The sequence below is a fragment of the Falsiruegeria sp. JB4-1 genome, from assembly GCF_055693495.1.
This window is the reverse complement of sequence record NZ_JBVFTZ010000002.1, coordinates 213,644-228,929: the sequence shown is the minus strand read 5'-3', so window position 1 is coordinate 228,929 and position 15,286 is coordinate 213,644. Positions and strand designations below refer to the sequence as shown.

Genomic DNA, 15,286 nt, shown 5'->3' with positions numbered 1-15,286 from the left:
GGTGAAACGCATTTACGAAGACATGGCCTATGGCAATCGTCCCATTCAGGAGCGGTACTGGCCATCGACTATCGAAGCGCCACCGCCTGAGTATCCAGAACTTGCCAGTGAACAGAGCTGTGAATTTGCTATTATCGGTGGCGGTTACACTGGCCTATCGGCAGCATTGACGCTGGCCGCCGAAGGGGCGGATGTGGTTCTGTTGGATGCAAACGTTCCCGGTTGGGGGGCGTCGGGCCGAAATGGTGGCCTTGTTTCTGTTGGCAGCGCCAAGATGGATGACAGCGCTGTCATCCAAAAATACGGCGCGCCTGATGCTCAGGTGTTCTTTGAAGCTGAACGCGCTTCGGTTGATTTGATCGAAGAGTATCTGGCCGAATTTGACCTGGACGTGGACCGCCACTCCAAAGGCTATACCTTTGTTGCGCACAAGCCCGGTGCGGTGGCGGACGTCAAAGAGTATGGCGAGGAATACACCAAACGCTATGGCTTGCCGTATGAGTTCGTCCCTAAAGAAGAGATGGCGGCGCACGGGTTGAACAGCCCAGACTTTCACGGCGCGGTGCATCTGCCGATTGGCTTTGCGCTCAACCCGATGAAGTTTGTTTTTGGTCTGTATCGGGCGGTCGCGCAGCGCGGGGTGCGGATTTTCAGCAAGACGCCAGTGACCAGAATTGAGCACGCCAACGGCTATGTTCTGCATACGCCAAAAGGTCGCGTTCGGGCCAGGAAACTGCTGGTTGGCACCAACGGGTACTCTAGCGATGATATGCCGGGCGTGTTGGCTGGGCGATACCTGCCGGTGCAATCCAACATTCTGGTGTCACGCCCGCTGACTGATGATGAGATACAGGCGCAAGGCTGGTGGAGCCGTCAGATGCTGGTCGATTCCCGAACCTTGCTGCACTATTTCCGGCTGCTGCCGGATAACCGTATGTTGCTGGGGCTTCGTGGTTCGGTGCGCGTGACCGAGCATAACATGGCGGCAACCCGTGCCATCGCACGCGCTGACTTTGATCGCATGTTCCCCGAATGGCGACATGTCGAGACGCCCTATTTCTGGTCAGGCCTGATCTGCATGACCAGAAACCTGGTGCCCTTTGCCGGAGAGTTGCCGGGGATGGAGGGCGTCTATGCCGCCTTTGGCTATCATGGCGGCGGTGTGACGATGGCGAACTATGCTGGCGCCTTGATCGCCGATATGGCTTTGGGCAAATCGCGCAGACCTCATCCCGATCTGATGAAACGCGCGCCTCGCCGGTTTGAATTGGGATCATTTCGTCGCGCGTCCCTGCCGCCTGCCTTTGCGTGGTACAGGATCCGCGACGCGATGTAACGCCTTACAACAGCGGCAACTGCACTGGAATAGGTGCGTAACCGGATCGCGTTTTGGCGTCTTTCATCGTCAACAGAGCCTGAACGGCATCCGCGCGGGACGGCAAATAATCGGTTCGTTTGATACCCACATTTGCCCCGATGGAGCCGGATTCCTGGGTCAGACACCATTCACCAAACAGCGTCTCGGATACGCTCAGTACGTAATACCGGCTCTGCCGTTTGACATGATTGATTCTTTCCAGCCGAATCTGCACACGCGTTCCCCGTCGTTGGACAGTCTGTTTACGAAGGTAAGCGTGAGTCGCAAATAAATTGCTTATCGAAAATCAAAAGGTGTGGCTTGCAGGCCAACGGGTTAAGGTTTAGCTCTGAAAAAAGCTACATAAACTATAGGTATGTCATGCTGTCGATCGGTGCATTGTCTCGCCAGACCGGGACTAAAGTTCAAACCATCCGGTATTATGAGCAGATCGGCCTTATGAATGAACCGGGTCGGACCGAAGGCGGACAGCGGCGGTATCATGCGTCGGATCTAGATCGGCTGGCCTTTATCCGGCACGGGCGACAGTTAGGTTTTTCGCTCGATGCAATCCGCGAGTTTCTGGATCTGTCCGACAATCCGGACCAGTCTTGCAGCCATGTAGATTCCATTGCACAGCGACAGTTGGTACAGGTGCGCCAGCGCATGCTGCGCCTCCAGGCGTTAGAGGCCGAATTGGAGCGGATGATCGCCAATTGCGGCGGTGGCTCGGGGCAGGATTGCAACGTGCTGAAGGTGCTCAGCGATCATTCAGAATGCCTGACAGATCACGACAGCATCGGCGAAGGGTAGGGGCCTGCCGATCGGGAAACCGGCAGACCCAAAGGCCTAAATGACCCGATCGCGAGGCGTGCGCCCGGCAAAGAAGTCATCCAGATTGTCCAGCACGCGGAACCCCATGGCCTCACGCGCCTCGCGGGTGGCGCTGCCCAGATGAGGCAACATCACCAGGTTATCGCAACCCGCCAGGTTCGGGTTGATCCGGGGTTCGCCTTCATAAACGTCCAATCCCGCACCGGCGATGACGTCAAACCAAAGCGCTTGGGCCAGAGCATGTTCGTCTACAACCTCACCACGGGCGGTGTTGATCAGGAAAGCGTCCTGTTTCATCAAATCCAACCGCCGCCCGTTGATCAGATGACGGTTCGCCGGGCCGCCGGGGCAATGCAGCGAGACGAAATCACATTGCGGTAGCAACGCGTCGACGCTGTCGACCTGGGTCGCGTTGAATTGCGCCAACACCTTAGGATCAACGGTCGAGCGGTTTTGAACAAGGATTTTCATCCCGAACCCATGGTGGGCGCGCTTGGCCATCTCCTGACCGATGCGGCCAAATCCGATAATGCCCAGTGTTTTGCCGCTGACCTTGGTCCCGATCAGATGGGTCGGACGCCAGCCGCTCCATTGCCCATTGCGCAACTCGCGCTCGCCTTCCGACGCACGGCGCGCTGCCATCAGCATCAGCGTCATGGCAATGTCGGCGGTGCATTCGCTGAGCACATCCGGTGTGTTGGTGACCGTCAGTCCCAAATCGCGGGCGCAGGTTTCGTCGATGTGGCTGTAGCCGACACCATAGTTCGCCAAGATGCGTGCCCGCGCCTGCGGCACGTCCAATGCCTCGGCGCCCAGTTTATCGGTCACCGTGGGCAGCACGGCGTCATGGGTTTTGAGCGCATCGCGCAGTTCGGGAGCCGCCAGCGGCTTGTCCCCGGTGTTGAGCACGACGTTATAATCTTCGGCCAAGCGCGCCTCGACGGCGGCGGGCCAACGGCGGGTTACAAAAACACTGGGCTTAACCATCACGCGGCCTTTCTTATGACGTTTGCAATTGTTTCACCGATGACGGCAGGGTTCTCCGCGACGGTTACTCCGGCGGCGGACAGGATTTCAACCTTCTCGCTAGCGCTTTCTCCAAAGGCCGAGATGATGGCTCCGGCATGTCCCATGGTCCGGCCCTTGGGCGCGGTCATGCCCGCAACATAAGCAATGACCGGTTTTGTGATCTGGTCACGGATGTATTCCGCCGCCTCTGCTTCTTGCGGGCCGCCGATTTCTCCGATCAGGGCGATCACGTGGGTTTCATCGTCCTGTTCGAACCGTTCCAGAATATCCTTGAACGACGAGCCGTTGATCGGATCGCCACCAATGCCGACCGAGGTTGAAACGCCCAGACCAAGCTCTTTGAGCTGTGCCGCTGCTTCGTAGCCAAGCGTACCCGAGCGCCCCACTATGCCGACGTTGCCCGGCAGATAGATGTGGCCCGGCATGATCCCCAGCAGAGCTTTGCCGGGACTGATGGTGCCTAGGCGCAGTTAGGGCCGGTCAGCACCATGCGCTTGTCCTTGGGATAGCGGTACATGTAGCGCTTGACCCGGATCATGTCCTGCGCCGGGATGCCATCGGTGATGCAGACGCAATACCGGATGCCCGCGTCAGCGGCCTCCATGATAGAGTCTGCAGCAAATGGGGGCGGCACAAACACCAGGCTCGCCTCGGCGCCTGTGGAGGCGATCGCCTCTTTCACCGTGTTGAACACGGGCAGACCTTCGACCGTTTCGCCACCTTTGCCAGGAACAACGCCACCGACAACATTGGTGCCATAGTTCATCATGTCCCGCGTATGGAACTGTGCCATGCGTCCGGTAATGCCCTGAACGATGACCTTGGTATCGCGATCAAGAAGAATGCTCATTTGACAGCCCTTACTCTGGTGGCCTGAGACAGGTCGTTTTTCCATGCGCCAACAGAACGTTCGGCAGCTTCCATCAGTGTTGTGGCGCGGATGATGGGCAGGCCGGACTTGGCCAGGATCTTTTGCCCTTCTTCCACATTGGTTCCGGCAAGGCGGACGATAACGGGCACGTCGACCTGCACCTCTTTCAGTGCTTGAACCACCCCTTCGGCGACCCAGTCGCAGCGGTTGATCCCAGCAAAGATGTTAACCAGAACGGCCTGCACATTGTCGTCCGACATCACCAGCCGGAACGCTTTGGCCACCCGCTCAGGCGTCGCACCGCCACCGATGTCGAGGAAGTTCGCAGGCTCGCCCCCGGCAAGCTTGATGGTGTCCATCGTTGCCATCGCCAGACCGGCACCGTTGACAATGCAGCCGATGTTGCCGTCCAGACCGACATAAGACAGACCCCGATCTGCGGCGCGGCTTTCGCGGGGGTCTTCCTGGCTTTTGTCCCGGAATTCGGAAATCTGCGGATGACGGAACAGGGCGTTGTCGTCGAACGTCATCTTGGCATCCAGCGCCAGAATGCGGCTGTCCCCAGTGATCACCAGCGGATTGATTTCCACCATCGTCGCATCCAGCTCTGTGAACGCGCGATAGCAGCCCTGAAGCGTGCGCACCATTTGTGCAGTCAGCGCAGGGTCGATGCCAAGGGCGAACGCAATCTCTCGTGCCTGAAACTCTTGCAGACCCACGGCGGGTTCAACGGTCGAGCGCACGATGCTGTCGGGTTTGTTGGCCGAGATATCCTCGATCTCCATCCCGCCTTCGCCGGATGCAACAATCATCACCCGCTGGCTGGAGCGGTCCAGCACAAAGCCCAAGTAAATCTCGCGATCAATCGGCACGCCTGCTTCGACATAGACGCGGTAGATGCCTTTGCCTTCGGGGCCCGTCTGATGCGTCACCAGCTTGCGGCCAAACATCTCTTCGCAGGCAGCTTGGATCTCGGTGTCGGACGAGCAAAGCTTGACGCCGCCCGCCTTGCCGCGACCACCGGCATGAACCTGCGCTTTGACCACCCATTTCTCGCCACCCAGTTCGCGGGCGCGGTATGCGGCCTGTTCGGGGCTATAGGCGATGGCACCGGGCGGCACCTCGACGCCGAAACCGGACAGGATGTCCTTGGCTTGATATTCGTGAATGTCCATTGTCTCACCTCACGCTGCGAGTGCTTCGGAGTAGCGGTTGCGAAGAAGGGTCTCGATCTCGGTCAGATCAATTTGAGCGCCGAGATCGTTCAGGGCCTGACCAAACCGCAGGGTGATGTCCGAGATTGCATGTTCAGACAGTAGGTTCAGAATGCCGATGCGTACCTGAACCGGTTCCGACAGGGTAGGCCAGATACCGAACCCCTTTGCTCGGCACGCTTGCACCAATTCCATCTCGCGCCCCTTGTAGGCAGGCGGCAAATCCAGAACCAACAGGCTCGTCATGTCCGAGGTGACATCGCAGCCCATCACGGTGACGGCCTCGCGCAGGATCGCTTCGTGCCGGGTGTATTCTGCGGCGCGGTTTGCAACGCCGGTTTCCAACGCGATCCGCAAAGCTTCGTGAAACGCGGCTACGGCATAGCCTGAGTGGGTGCGGTGATAGGTGCCTTTCTCGGCATCATGCCCGTCGATAATGGCCCAGTGACGAGCTTCCAGGACCGGATGGTGCGCATAGGTCCGGGCACCGGTTGTTTTGAGCACGTCGACGTAGCGATCCGAAAAACTCACCGGAGCATAAGTCAACGGCAGGCAAGCCACGCCCTTTTGCGGACAAGACGCCCAACCGACGATGCCGGGGTAGTCGTCGATGGCAAAGTCCGAAACACCCAGCGACGACACCGCGTCGACCAGGCCCATGGCACCGGTTGCTTGGCAAGCATCCGACAGTGCGCAGATGTCGTTGATCCGGCCCGATCCGGTTTCCCAATGCGCCATGAAAGCCCATTTCGGTTTGTGTTCGGTCAGGGCAGCCTCAATCACGTCGCGGGTCACTGATGTACCGTGTGGCACGTCGATGGTCACGACCGATGCGGACTGCGGATTCATCGGATCGGCGGCCAGTTCTTCGGCGGTGGCGGCTTTCATCCGCAAGGTCTGACCGTCGATGCCCGAAAAGGTGCCATTGACGAAGGCCACGACCGTGTCGCCCGGCTGAACGGCGCTGAACATCGCGTCCAACCCGCTCCACCCGGTTCCGGCAACGCCGAAGGTGTAGGTGTTCGTCGTACCCCACAGGGTGCGCAACATGTACTTGCATTCGATCATACCCCGGAGAACGTCGGCCTGCATGTGGTCGGCCAGACCAGCACCGGCAAACCGGGCAAGGACACGGGTGTCGGTCTGGCCGGGGCCGGGACCTGCGGCAATCGTCTCGGGGATGTCGAGACGGGGAAAGGCAGTTTGCGCGTTCATCAAATAACCTCAGCTTCCAGCCCCCGATCTGGGGGTGTGTGATCGTTGAGATGAGCAAAAACCCGATTGAGTTTTCTCACAACGCCCGTTAATCCTGCTTTTGGGTAGCTAAATGGGTGGTAAAATACCTATACTTTAGTGCAAGAATACAAACGTATACCAAAGTAAAGCCTACCTAAATGGGCAGTAAATTTGAAATTGAGCTGTAAATGCAAGATCTTGCCGCACCTGCAAAGCCAATCGACGTGATGCTGGCCAACAGCAATCCACTGGTTCTGTCCGCCATGTCCGAGATTTTTGACCGCGATCCGCGATTCTCGCTGGTGGCAACATCCGCCACCGCCGAGGGGTTTCTCGGCACGGTGATGCGCGTGCCGGTTCAAGTCGGCATCATCGACTGGGATCTTCCGGTTTTGGGTGCCGCCAAGCTGATCGAGGTTCTGCGTGACCAGCTCAACGCGCCTCGGTTGGTGGTCTACGGCGATGGCAACGGCGATCTGCCGCGTTTGGCGATGACTGCGGGGGCAGCGGGATTTGCAGATCGGGCCGGCGAAGTCGAGGGACTTCTGGCCACCTGCGCTGACGTGGCGACGGGCAAAATGGTGTTCCCCTACATCGACGTGCGAGAGCTGCAAAAAGACCCGATCCACAGCCTGTCCAGACGCGAACGTGCGATGCTTGAGGCGCTGTCCAAAGGGCTGACAAATCGCGAGCTGTCGAAAGAGCTGGGGATCACCATCAACACGGTCAAATTCCACCTCTCGAACCTCTTCGAAAAACTCTCGGTTAAGAACCGGGCGCAGGCCATAGCGTTCTACTATTCCTCGCGCCTTCCGGGGGAGAAATCCGACCCTGAATAACCGAGGAATCATGTTTCAAATGTATGCAATTGTGCGCAATAAAATTTCTTGACAGCGCGTGATTCTCGCTCCTTTTGTGGCCGTTACGTCCACTGACCAGACAAAAAAGGAGCGGTCACAGATGAGTTTTCTCCCCATCGAACAAGCCCCGGCACGGCTTAATCGCAGCGAATTGGCCATTCCCGGCTCTCAGCCACAAATGTTTGAAAAAGCTGCGAAATCAGACGTCGATGTGATCTTCCTCGACCTCGAAGACGCGGTTGCGCCGGACGAGAAGGAACAGGCGCGTAAGAACATCATCGCGGCCCTCAATGACATTGATTGGGGCACCAAGACGATGTCGGTACGCATAAACGGATTGGACACCCACTACATGTATCGCGATGTGGTGGACGTGGTTGAACAGGCCGACGAACGGCTCGATCTGATCATGATCCCCAAGGTCGGAACAGCGGCTGATGTCTATGCTGTCGACATGCTGGTTACCCAGATTGAGGACGCCAAAGGCCTCAAAAAACGGATCGGTTTCGAGCACATAATCGAGACCGCTTTGGGCATGCAAAATGTCAGCGAAATTGCGGCCGCATCCAAGCGCAATGAGAGCCTTCATTTCGGGGTCGCCGACTATGCCGCCAGCACCCGTGCGCGCACTACGATCATCGGGGGTGTGAACCCGGATTATTCGGTCCTGACGGACCCGATGGACGACGGCGCGCGCATGACCCATTGGGGGGATATGTGGCACTATGCGCTGGCTCGGATGGTGGTCGCCGCTCGGGCGAATGGGCTGCGTCCGATAGATGGCCCGTTTGGTGATTTTCAGGATCCCGAAGGATACAAGGCCGCTGCCAAACGTGCGGCAGTTCTGGGGTGTGAAGGCAAGTGGGCAATCCATCCCAGCCAGATTGCACTTGCGAACGAGGTTATGTCGCCCAGTGAAGCCGAAGTCACCAAAGCGCAGCGCATTCTTGAGGCCATGGCCGATGCCGAGGCTGCAGGGAAGGGGGCGGTGTCTCTGGACGGTCGGTTGATCGACTATGCCTCGATCCGTCAGGCTGAGGTTTTGGTCGAGAAAGCACGCCAAATCTCAGGTGCTTAAGTCAATTCCGCCGGTGCCCAAGTGTGAGTTGGGCGCCGGTGATTTGCAATTTGAATTAGGCCGCTGGCTCTGCATAGTGATCCAAAGCGAAGCCTTGGAGGTTAGACATGACCAGCGGTGGTGATCCCTTTTTTCAACCTGTGTCCGCAATGGATTTGCCACGGTTTGCGGGTGTGCCGACGTTCATGCGCTTGCCGCACCTGACGCCGGACCACGAACGCTATGCGGACGTGCAATTGGGGCTGGTCGGAGTGCCCCGGGACGGCGGAACGACAAACCGTGCAGGCGCACGTCATGGGCCACGTCAGCTTCGCGACTACTCGTCGATGATCCGTGCCATGAATGCAGCCACCGGAGTTAACCCCTTTGCGTCCGTCAATTGTGCTGATCTGGGCGATGTGCCGCCAAACCCAATCGACATTCACGACAGTCTGGAGAGGATCACCAACTTTTACAAGGGACTGAAAAACAACAAAATAACTCCAATGACAGCGGGCGGGGACCATCTGTCGACATTGCCTATCTTGCGGGCTTTAGCCGATGGAGACCCAGTTGGGTTGATCCAGTTCGACAGTCACACAGACCTGTTTGATAGCTATTTTGGCGGCAACAAATTCACCCACGGCACCCCGTTCCGACGTGCCATTGAAGAGGGGTTGGTGGATCCAAAACGGTTCATTCAGATCGGAATTCGTGGCACTGCCTACAACACCGAGGATGTGGAGTGGGGCATCGAACAGGGCGTCCGGATCATCCGGATCGAAGAGCTTTTCGAGCGGGGCATAGCAGATGTCATGTTGGAAGCTCGGGAAATTCTAGGCGCAAAGCCGGTATACTGTACCTACGACATTGACTTTGTGGACCCGACTTTCGCTCCGGGTACGGGGACTCCTGAAATTGGCGGACCCAACAGTTTTCAGGCCCAACAAGTCATTCGCGAATTGGCAGGGCTGAACCTGATAGGTGCTGATCTGGTTGAGGTTTCGCCGCCTTTTGACAGTGGTGGTGGTACAGCTTGGTTGGGTATTTCACTCATGTTCGAGCTGATGTGCGTCCTGTCACAAGCTATTGTCAATCGATCCAACTAGAACGCGTCCGGCAATTCAATTGAAGCCTGTCAAATTCGGTACCCAATCTTGACCGCACGGCATTGCAGATGGATCGGCTTGCCAAGGTCGCGTTTTTTGCTCAAATGCTGAGAAAACGCGTTGCTCTCTGTGAGGTCGATTTGACTGACATTCCTATGCCACCTCGCTTCGAACCTCCAATCTGGTTGCGATCACCAGTTGTGCAATCTGCGTTGGCCAGTGCAAAGTTTCGAAAACTCGGGGCGTCTGCGCTGGAGTCTGCGGCCCAGCACCACGTACTGTCGGGATCTTCTGGCGCGCGCACGTCTTGTCTTTTTTCACAGCATCCGAGCGAAAAGGGATTGGTTGTTGTTTTGCATGGTTGGCTAGGATCCGTGCAGTCAGCTTATGTCGTCGCAACGGCTAAATTTCTTTTTCAACAGGGGTTTAGCGTTTGTCGAGTAAACCTACTCGAGCATGGTGACGCTGTAGAGCTGAATCCCGGGTTCCATCATGCCGCTCAGGATGTGGATCTATTTGATGTCATTTCACAAGTTGCAGGCTGGGCAAAAAACGATGTGTCGCTGATCGGATATTCTTTAGGCGGCAATTTCGCACTGCGCATCGCACGCCGTTTGAAGGCGCAACCCATTCCCAATTTGCATCATGTGTTCGCTATCAGCCCGGTGATCGATCCCGTGTCTTCCAGCCCGATGATCGATGCTCATCCGCTCATGCGGGCCTATTTTTCACGCAAACTCAAGCGGTGGCTCCGACAAAAGAACGCCGCTTTCCCGGATCGGTACAGAATAGATGATGTTTTGGGACGGGACAGTGTGCTTGGCATGTCCGAGTTGATCATTCCGAACTGGACCGAGTTCGAAAACCTGACCGACTATTTTTTGGCCTACCGTCTTGATCGAAGCGATTTGATCGATTGCCCCGCAGATCTGACTTTGTTTGGTGCGTTGGACGATCCGGTTGTAAGGGGTGACGATATTGCCGCCATGTCGGGCGATGGGATTGAGGTTTGGATGTCGTCCAGAGGCGGACATAATGGATTCTTTGATGCAGTCACTGGCCCCACTTTTTATGACCGGCATATTTTTAGGGTACTTTCAGCACGCACGTGAGCTTCTGTTCAGTCATGTACAAATTTCATAGAGGCCACTTTCGTTAGTATCTTGCCGAATCCAATCTGTTTCGGAATGGTGCCACCCAACGTTTAGCGCGAGGAACGCATGACACTTCGAATTCAGGAACCGGCACGCGAGATTGATGTCATCCACGAAACCGACGTTCTGGTCGTGGGCTCTGGTCCTGGTGGCCTTCCAGCGGCCCTAGCCGCTGCGCGCGCCGGGGTCGAAGTTTGCCTGGTCGAACGCTTTGGCTGTTTTGGTGGCAACCTGACGGTTGTGGGCGTCGAGGGGATGCATTGGTATCGCCATGAAGAGACGGTTGAATCCAATGGCATCGCGCGCGAGTTTGAAGAGCGCGCCAAGGAGATGGGCGCCGCCGTCCCCGAAAGTCAGTCGCTGAGCTATGAGATCGACAGCGAAGGGTTCAAGCTTGTGGCCGACAAGATGGTTCAGGATGAACCTAACATCCGACCAATGCTGCACCGGCAATTCGTGGCGCCGATCATGGAAGGCAACGCGATCATTGGCGTCATCACCGAATCCAAAGCCGGGCGCGAGGCGATCCTGGCCAAGCGGGTGATTGACGCCACCGGTGACGCGGATGTGCTCGAGCGGGCAGGAGCACCGACCTACAAAACCCCAAAAGAGGACATGATGGCGGCCTCTGTGATGTTCCACGTCGCAGGTGTCGACAAGCAGAAATTCATGGACGGGATCAAGTCCGATCCGCAGACCTATGCCGATTGGGGCGGCGGTGGCGAATGGAACATCGAGACGTCTGGCAAAGAGGACGAGATGTTCTCGCCCTTCCTGAAAAAACCATTCGAGCAGGCGATCAAAGACGGGTTGATCCCACCGCATCTCAACACCATCGCGGGCACCTGGGGCGCGGTGCATGACACGGGCGAGCTGACCTACATGAACCTCATCCACATGGATGATTGCGATGGGACCGACCCAGATAGCCTGACCACATACGAGATCGAAGGCCGCCGTCAGGCCATGCTCGCGATCGAGGCGCTGCGCCGCTACACACCCGGCTGCGAAGGCATTCGATTGCGCAACTTCGGCATGTCCTTGGGTGTGCGAGACACGCGCAAAGTCGACTGTCAGTACAACATGAGCAGCCTGGACGTGCGCGAGCAGGGTAGGTTCGAGGATTCGGTGGGCATCTTCCCGGAATTCATCGACGGCTATGGCATCCTGATCCTGCCCACCACCGGACGCTATTTCCAGATTCCCTATCGCAACCTGTTGCCCAAGAAGGTTGAAAACCTTCTGGTTGCAGGTCGTGCCACGGGCGGGGATCGCGACAGCCATGCGGCCACGCGTAACATGGCGTGCTGTGCGGTGACGGGCCAAGCGGCAGGGATTGCGGCGGCGATTTCGATCAAACAGCAGAACCAGCCGCTGTTACAAGTTGACCCGCTGTTGATCCAGAAAGAGCTGGAACGTCAGGGTGGGCGCCACCACTGATCAGGGCTGCAGGATCGCGCTTTCCCATTCCTTCAGAAAGCTGCGTTTCTTGAACCGGTCCAGATAGACCAACAGGCCGGGTCCCATTCGGATCCGGCGCAGGCTGGCGTCAGCCTCGCCCCGGTTCTGATTGATCGGGGTGAAGGGGTAACTTTCCAATGGGGTTTCGGACCAGGCGACCTCCAGCAGGTGGTCGATGAACCGACCCGCCAATTCCGGTTGCTCTGAAGCAGCAGGGATCAGCGCGGTGCGCAGCATGACCGTGGTGAAATCGGCAGGCAGAACCACCTCGAACCGGGTCAGATCCTCGCGTGCTTTGGCGTAGCTGCCCAAGACGTTATAGGCCACCGCAAGTTCACCGCTGGCCACGTCGTCAATCATTTGGGACGAGCAACAATAGAGCCGCGCATCCAGCCCCCCCATAACTTCGGTCAGGCGCCAGAAGGTTTCGGACGTGCGGGCGTCTTGCGTGGCAAAGAGATAACCCAGACCCGAGGCACGCAGGTCATATGTGCCGATCCGGCCCCGGAACCGCTCGGGGTGTTGGCGCAAAATGGCGATCAGGTCCTGCCGTGTTTGCGGCATGTCCAGCCCATCAAAGGCCGAGCGGGACAAAACGATGGCCGCAGGTTCTTGGGTAAAGGCAAAAAGGTTGTCCCGCCATCTGGCCCAGGTCGAGCAAAGTGTCGGTTGCAGCCGACTGATGCCTGCGCGTTCTCCCGTCGTTTGCCAGCTTGGTCTGCAGATCCATGGCAGACGAAATGGCCACGTCAAAAACGGCGCCTTCCTGGTTCAGAGCCAGCATGAGCTGGGTTGAACTGGCCACGGTGTAATCCACTGCCACGTCCGGGTTCTGGTCCAGAAACTTGGTGATGGCGGGCGAGAAGACGGGGATGTCGCCCGTGGAAATCACTCGGACAACTTCGGTGGCATCCGAGGGTCCAAAGCGGGCGTGGTCTTCGACCTCGAACCCGGCGGCCCGGATGGGCGCGATCAAGAGGGCAAGGGCAAGGACAAGGTAACGCATCCGCCGGTTCCTTTAGGAGTGTTGGTGATGGACAGGGTGCCGTTGTGGGCGCGCGTGACTTCATCCACGATGGTCAGCCCAAGGCCCGAACCGACGATCCCTTCAACGTTGGTTCCGCGGGCAAAGCGCTTGGTCAGCTCGGCAATATCGCCTGGGGGAAAGCCCGCCCCGCCGTCGCGCACGTTTAAAGTGGCTTGGGTGTTTGTAGCGGCGACCGTGACTTCGATCTCTCCCTCCGTCGGCGAATATTTGATCGCGTTGTCCAGCAGGTTACGCAGAGCGTTCTGCAGCAGGATCTGGTCCCCGAGGATCAACACCGGAGCGGGCGCGTCACAGATCATCGTGATGTCCCGTAAATCGGCCAGCGGCCCCAACCTGTGAACCATCTCACGGGCTAAAGCAGACAGGTCGATCTCTTCCTGCTCCAGATGGTCGGTGCGAAAGGTGACCATCGCATGATCCAACAGTTGCCCGGCCGCCCGGCTGCTATCGTCGATGGCGCGGATCATCTCGCGCAGGCTGGCGCGATTTTCATCCCGCTCCACTCGATGGAGCGTATTTTCCGCGTGGGTGCGCACCGTGGCCAGTGGCGTTCTGATCCGATGCGCGGCTTCGGCGATGAAATCCTCGGATCGGGACAGCGATGTCTTGAGGCGGTCCATAAAATTGTTGAGCGCGCCCACCAAGGGCACCATTTCGGCAGGTACCGGGGCAGCCACTGGCCGCAAATCCTGTGGCCCCCTGCGAGAGACCGAAGCTGCGAGCCGCTGCAACGGGCCAATGGCAGATCGCGCCGCCAGATAGGCCATCAAGGCGGTTAACAGAAAGAACCCCAACCCCAAAGCGGCCGCATTCTGTGAAATCCGGTTGAGCGTGGCAATCTGCCCATTCCGGGTCTGCGCGACCGAAGCGGTCAATGTCACCAACCGACCGTCGGACACCAACAGACGGGCGGCGCTGATGATACGGATATCTTCGCCTTGGTAGGCAACTGTTTCAAACAGCGGGCGCTCGGGAGCAGGCGTTCCGATCTGTGGCAGGTCCTCGTATCCAGTCAGGAATGTCTGATCGGAATAGACCGCATAGAACACCCGGTCATCGCTCAGGTTGCCCAACATGGAGAAGGCAGAATACGGCAGGTCGAGCGTCAATTCCCCCTGTTGCACGGCGGCCGTGTCCAGAATGGCCGTGACCGAGGCATTCAGAATGTTGTCCTGGCTTTCCTCGGCCAATTGACGTGCAAAGCCCTGAACCACGAAGAACAGGATCACGGCCAGAACCGCCGCGCCCGCCAGAAGCAGGGCAATCAACTGGCGCAGGATCGAGCCGCGTTTGTTGATTGCCGCTGTCATGAGATGGACAGCCGATAACCAAGGCCGCGTACGGTGACGATTTGCGCGCGAGTGCCGGTCAGGTGGCGACGCAGACGACCCACGTAGACCTCGATCGCGTTTTCGCTGACGTCATCGTCATAGGAGAACAGCCGATCGACCAGCTTGGATTTCGAAAAAATCTGCTCGGGTGCACCGGCAAAAACCTCGAACAATCGCAATTCGCGGTTTCGCAAATGGATGGTTTTGCCGCCAATCGACAGGGTGCCAGCCAGCGAATCAAACAAGACATCACCGAGCGTGAGCTGATTCCGCGCCGCCCCTCCCCGACGTCTGAGTACCGCGCGGCAGCGCGCCTGAAGCTCGGAAAAGTCGAAGGGTTTGGTGATGTAGTCATCTGCGCCCAGGTCCAGAACACCGACTCGATCCGATACTTCGGAACGTGCCGTCAGCACGATCACCGGCGTCGCATCCGCCTTGAGTCGGTGTTGTTCCAGAAAGGTCCTGCCGTCCCCATCAGGCAACATAATATCCAGTAAAATCAGATCATAAGACGTGGTGTCCTTGAACGCGGTCGCATCTTCCAGACAGGGGGCATGATCGACTACATGACCCTCGATCGACAGGCGGTCGAGGATGGCACGCGCCAATTGCTCGTTGTCTTCGACCAGAAGGAACCGCATCCATATTGCCTTTCGTCGTCCGGTGTCAGGTTAGTGTCAGTTTCATGAGCTTTCCTTATCAAAAGGGCGGCAAGAGGGGCCGCT

15 protein-coding genes and 1 pseudogene are annotated in these 15,286 nt (G+C 57.9%); 7 read left to right on the top strand and 9 right to left on the bottom strand.

The window, feature by feature from the left end; translation table 11 throughout:
• The first annotated feature begins 1 nt into the window (after nt 1).
• The gene (locus ACZ1HE_RS23070; protein ID WP_472624988.1) at nt 2–1,336 is read left to right on the top strand and encodes an NAD(P)/FAD-dependent oxidoreductase; all 1,335 of its coding nucleotides are present in this window, start codon (nt 2–4) and stop codon (nt 1,334–1,336) included.
• Nucleotides 1,337–1,340: 4 nt separating this feature from the next.
• On the opposite strand, the gene ACZ1HE_RS23065 is transcribed toward ACZ1HE_RS23070, so the two are convergent.
• Nucleotides 1,341–1,592, bottom strand: a complete 252-nt coding sequence (locus ACZ1HE_RS23065) for a WGR domain-containing protein (protein ID WP_209250585.1) — start codon at nt 1,590–1,592, stop codon at nt 1,341–1,343.
• A gap of 146 nt (nt 1,593–1,738) precedes the next feature.
• Here ACZ1HE_RS23065 and ACZ1HE_RS23060 point away from each other — a divergent pair, with 146 nt between their 5' ends.
• On the top strand, nt 1,739–2,170 hold the full coding sequence (locus ACZ1HE_RS23060) for a MerR family transcriptional regulator (protein WP_472624986.1): 432 nt from the start codon (nt 1,739–1,741) through the stop codon (nt 2,168–2,170).
• A gap of 36 nt (nt 2,171–2,206) precedes the next feature.
• Here the strand turns inward: ACZ1HE_RS23060 and ACZ1HE_RS23055 are convergent, their stop codons facing one another.
• From ACZ1HE_RS23055 to ACZ1HE_RS23040, 4 genes and pseudogenes are all read right to left on the bottom strand, one after another.
• Nucleotides 2,207–3,178, bottom strand: coding sequence for a 2-hydroxyacid dehydrogenase (locus ACZ1HE_RS23055; protein WP_472624984.1), 972 nt, complete (start codon nt 3,176–3,178; stop codon nt 2,207–2,209).
• A pseudogene (gene sucD, locus ACZ1HE_RS23050) lies at nt 3,178–4,070 on the bottom strand (succinate--CoA ligase subunit alpha). Before sucD ends, ACZ1HE_RS23055 begins: the two are co-directional and overlap by 1 nt.
• Nucleotides 4,067–5,266, bottom strand: a complete 1,200-nt coding sequence (locus ACZ1HE_RS23045; RefSeq protein WP_472624982.1) for a malate--CoA ligase subunit beta — start codon at nt 5,264–5,266, stop codon at nt 4,067–4,069. Before ACZ1HE_RS23045 ends, sucD begins: the two are co-directional and overlap by 4 nt.
• A 9-nt stretch (nt 5,267–5,275) precedes the next feature.
• The gene (locus tag ACZ1HE_RS23040; protein WP_472624980.1) at nt 5,276–6,520 is read right to left on the bottom strand and encodes a pyridoxal-phosphate-dependent aminotransferase family protein; all 1,245 of its coding nucleotides are present in this window, start codon (nt 6,518–6,520) and stop codon (nt 5,276–5,278) included.
• Nucleotides 6,521–6,729: 209 nt separating this feature from the next.
• On the opposite strand from ACZ1HE_RS23040, the gene ACZ1HE_RS23035 reads away from it, so the two are divergent.
• The 5 genes from ACZ1HE_RS23035 to ACZ1HE_RS23015 all read left to right on the top strand — a co-directional run bounded on the left by ACZ1HE_RS23035 (nt 6,730) and on the right by ACZ1HE_RS23015 (nt 12,161).
• Nucleotides 6,730–7,380, top strand: a complete 651-nt coding sequence (locus tag ACZ1HE_RS23035; RefSeq protein ID WP_472624978.1) for a response regulator transcription factor — start codon at nt 6,730–6,732, stop codon at nt 7,378–7,380.
• A gap of 121 nt (nt 7,381–7,501) precedes the next feature.
• Nucleotides 7,502–8,479, top strand: coding sequence for an HpcH/HpaI aldolase/citrate lyase family protein (locus ACZ1HE_RS23030; protein ID WP_472624976.1), 978 nt, complete (start codon nt 7,502–7,504; stop codon nt 8,477–8,479).
• Nucleotides 8,480–8,586: 107 nt separating this feature from the next.
• Entirely contained in the window at nt 8,587–9,567 is a 981-nt protein-coding gene (locus ACZ1HE_RS23025; RefSeq protein WP_472624974.1) for an agmatinase, read from the top strand.
• A 68-nt stretch (nt 9,568–9,635) separates the two neighbouring features.
• Nucleotides 9,636–10,679, top strand: coding sequence for an alpha/beta fold hydrolase (locus ACZ1HE_RS23020; RefSeq protein ID WP_472624972.1), 1,044 nt, complete (start codon nt 9,636–9,638; stop codon nt 10,677–10,679).
• Between the two features lie 108 nt (nt 10,680–10,787).
• Entirely contained in the window at nt 10,788–12,161 is a 1,374-nt protein-coding gene (locus ACZ1HE_RS23015; protein WP_472624970.1) for an FAD-dependent oxidoreductase, read from the top strand.
• Here the strand turns inward: ACZ1HE_RS23015 and ACZ1HE_RS23010 are convergent, their stop codons facing one another.
• The 4 genes from ACZ1HE_RS23010 to ACZ1HE_RS22995 are packed head-to-tail and all read right to left on the bottom strand — an operon-like array spanning nt 12,162 to nt 15,202.
• A complete protein-coding gene (locus ACZ1HE_RS23010; RefSeq protein WP_472624968.1) occupies nt 12,162–12,776 on the bottom strand; it encodes an ABC transporter substrate-binding protein in 615 nt (204 codons plus the stop codon).
• Nucleotides 12,757–13,188 carry a hypothetical protein gene (locus ACZ1HE_RS23005; protein WP_472624966.1) on the bottom strand — a complete coding sequence of 144 codons (432 nt, stop codon included), beginning with the start codon at nt 13,186–13,188 and terminating at the stop codon, nt 12,757–12,759. The genes ACZ1HE_RS23010 and ACZ1HE_RS23005 overlap by 20 nt, the downstream gene beginning before the upstream one ends.
• Nucleotides 13,155–14,540: a sensor histidine kinase N-terminal domain-containing protein gene (locus tag ACZ1HE_RS23000; RefSeq protein WP_472624964.1), complete on the bottom strand. Its 1,386-nt coding sequence runs from the start codon at nt 14,538–14,540 to the stop codon at nt 13,155–13,157. The genes ACZ1HE_RS23005 and ACZ1HE_RS23000 overlap by 34 nt, the downstream gene beginning before the upstream one ends.
• Entirely contained in the window at nt 14,537–15,202 is a 666-nt protein-coding gene (locus ACZ1HE_RS22995; protein ID WP_472624962.1) for a response regulator transcription factor, read from the bottom strand. Before ACZ1HE_RS22995 ends, ACZ1HE_RS23000 begins: the two co-directional genes overlap by 4 nt.
• Nucleotides 15,203–15,286: the final 84 nt, after the last annotated feature.

What these genes read in the sequence shown, in the direction of transcription:
- ACZ1HE_RS23060 (WP_472624986.1), top strand. Translation starts at nt 1,739, where the DNA reads ATGCTGTCGATCGGTGCATTGTCTCGCCAGACCGGGACTAAAGTTCAA.
- ACZ1HE_RS23055 (WP_472624984.1), bottom strand. Translation starts at nt 3,178, where the DNA reads ATGGTTAAGCCCAGTGTTTTTGTAACCCGCCGTTGGCCCGCCGCCGTC.
- ACZ1HE_RS23045 (WP_472624982.1), bottom strand. Translation starts at nt 5,266, where the DNA reads ATGGACATTCACGAATATCAAGCCAAGGACATCCTGTCCGGTTTCGGC.
- ACZ1HE_RS23040 (WP_472624980.1), bottom strand. Translation starts at nt 6,520, where the DNA reads ATGAACGCGCAAACTGCCTTTCCCCGTCTCGACATCCCCGAGACGATT.
- ACZ1HE_RS23035 (WP_472624978.1), top strand. Translation starts at nt 6,730, where the DNA reads ATGCAAGATCTTGCCGCACCTGCAAAGCCAATCGACGTGATGCTGGCC.
- ACZ1HE_RS23030 (WP_472624976.1), top strand. Translation starts at nt 7,502, where the DNA reads ATGAGTTTTCTCCCCATCGAACAAGCCCCGGCACGGCTTAATCGCAGC.
- ACZ1HE_RS23025 (WP_472624974.1), top strand. Translation starts at nt 8,587, where the DNA reads ATGACCAGCGGTGGTGATCCCTTTTTTCAACCTGTGTCCGCAATGGAT.
- ACZ1HE_RS23020 (WP_472624972.1), top strand. Translation starts at nt 9,636, where the DNA reads ATGGATCGGCTTGCCAAGGTCGCGTTTTTTGCTCAAATGCTGAGAAAA.
- ACZ1HE_RS23015 (WP_472624970.1), top strand. Translation starts at nt 10,788, where the DNA reads ATGACACTTCGAATTCAGGAACCGGCACGCGAGATTGATGTCATCCAC.
- ACZ1HE_RS23005 (WP_472624966.1), bottom strand. Translation starts at nt 13,188, where the DNA reads ATGCGTTACCTTGTCCTTGCCCTTGCCCTCTTGATCGCGCCCATCCGG.
- ACZ1HE_RS23000 (WP_472624964.1), bottom strand. Translation starts at nt 14,540, where the DNA reads ATGACAGCGGCAATCAACAAACGCGGCTCGATCCTGCGCCAGTTGATT.
- ACZ1HE_RS22995 (WP_472624962.1), bottom strand. Translation starts at nt 15,202, where the DNA reads ATGCGGTTCCTTCTGGTCGAAGACAACGAGCAATTGGCGCGTGCCATC.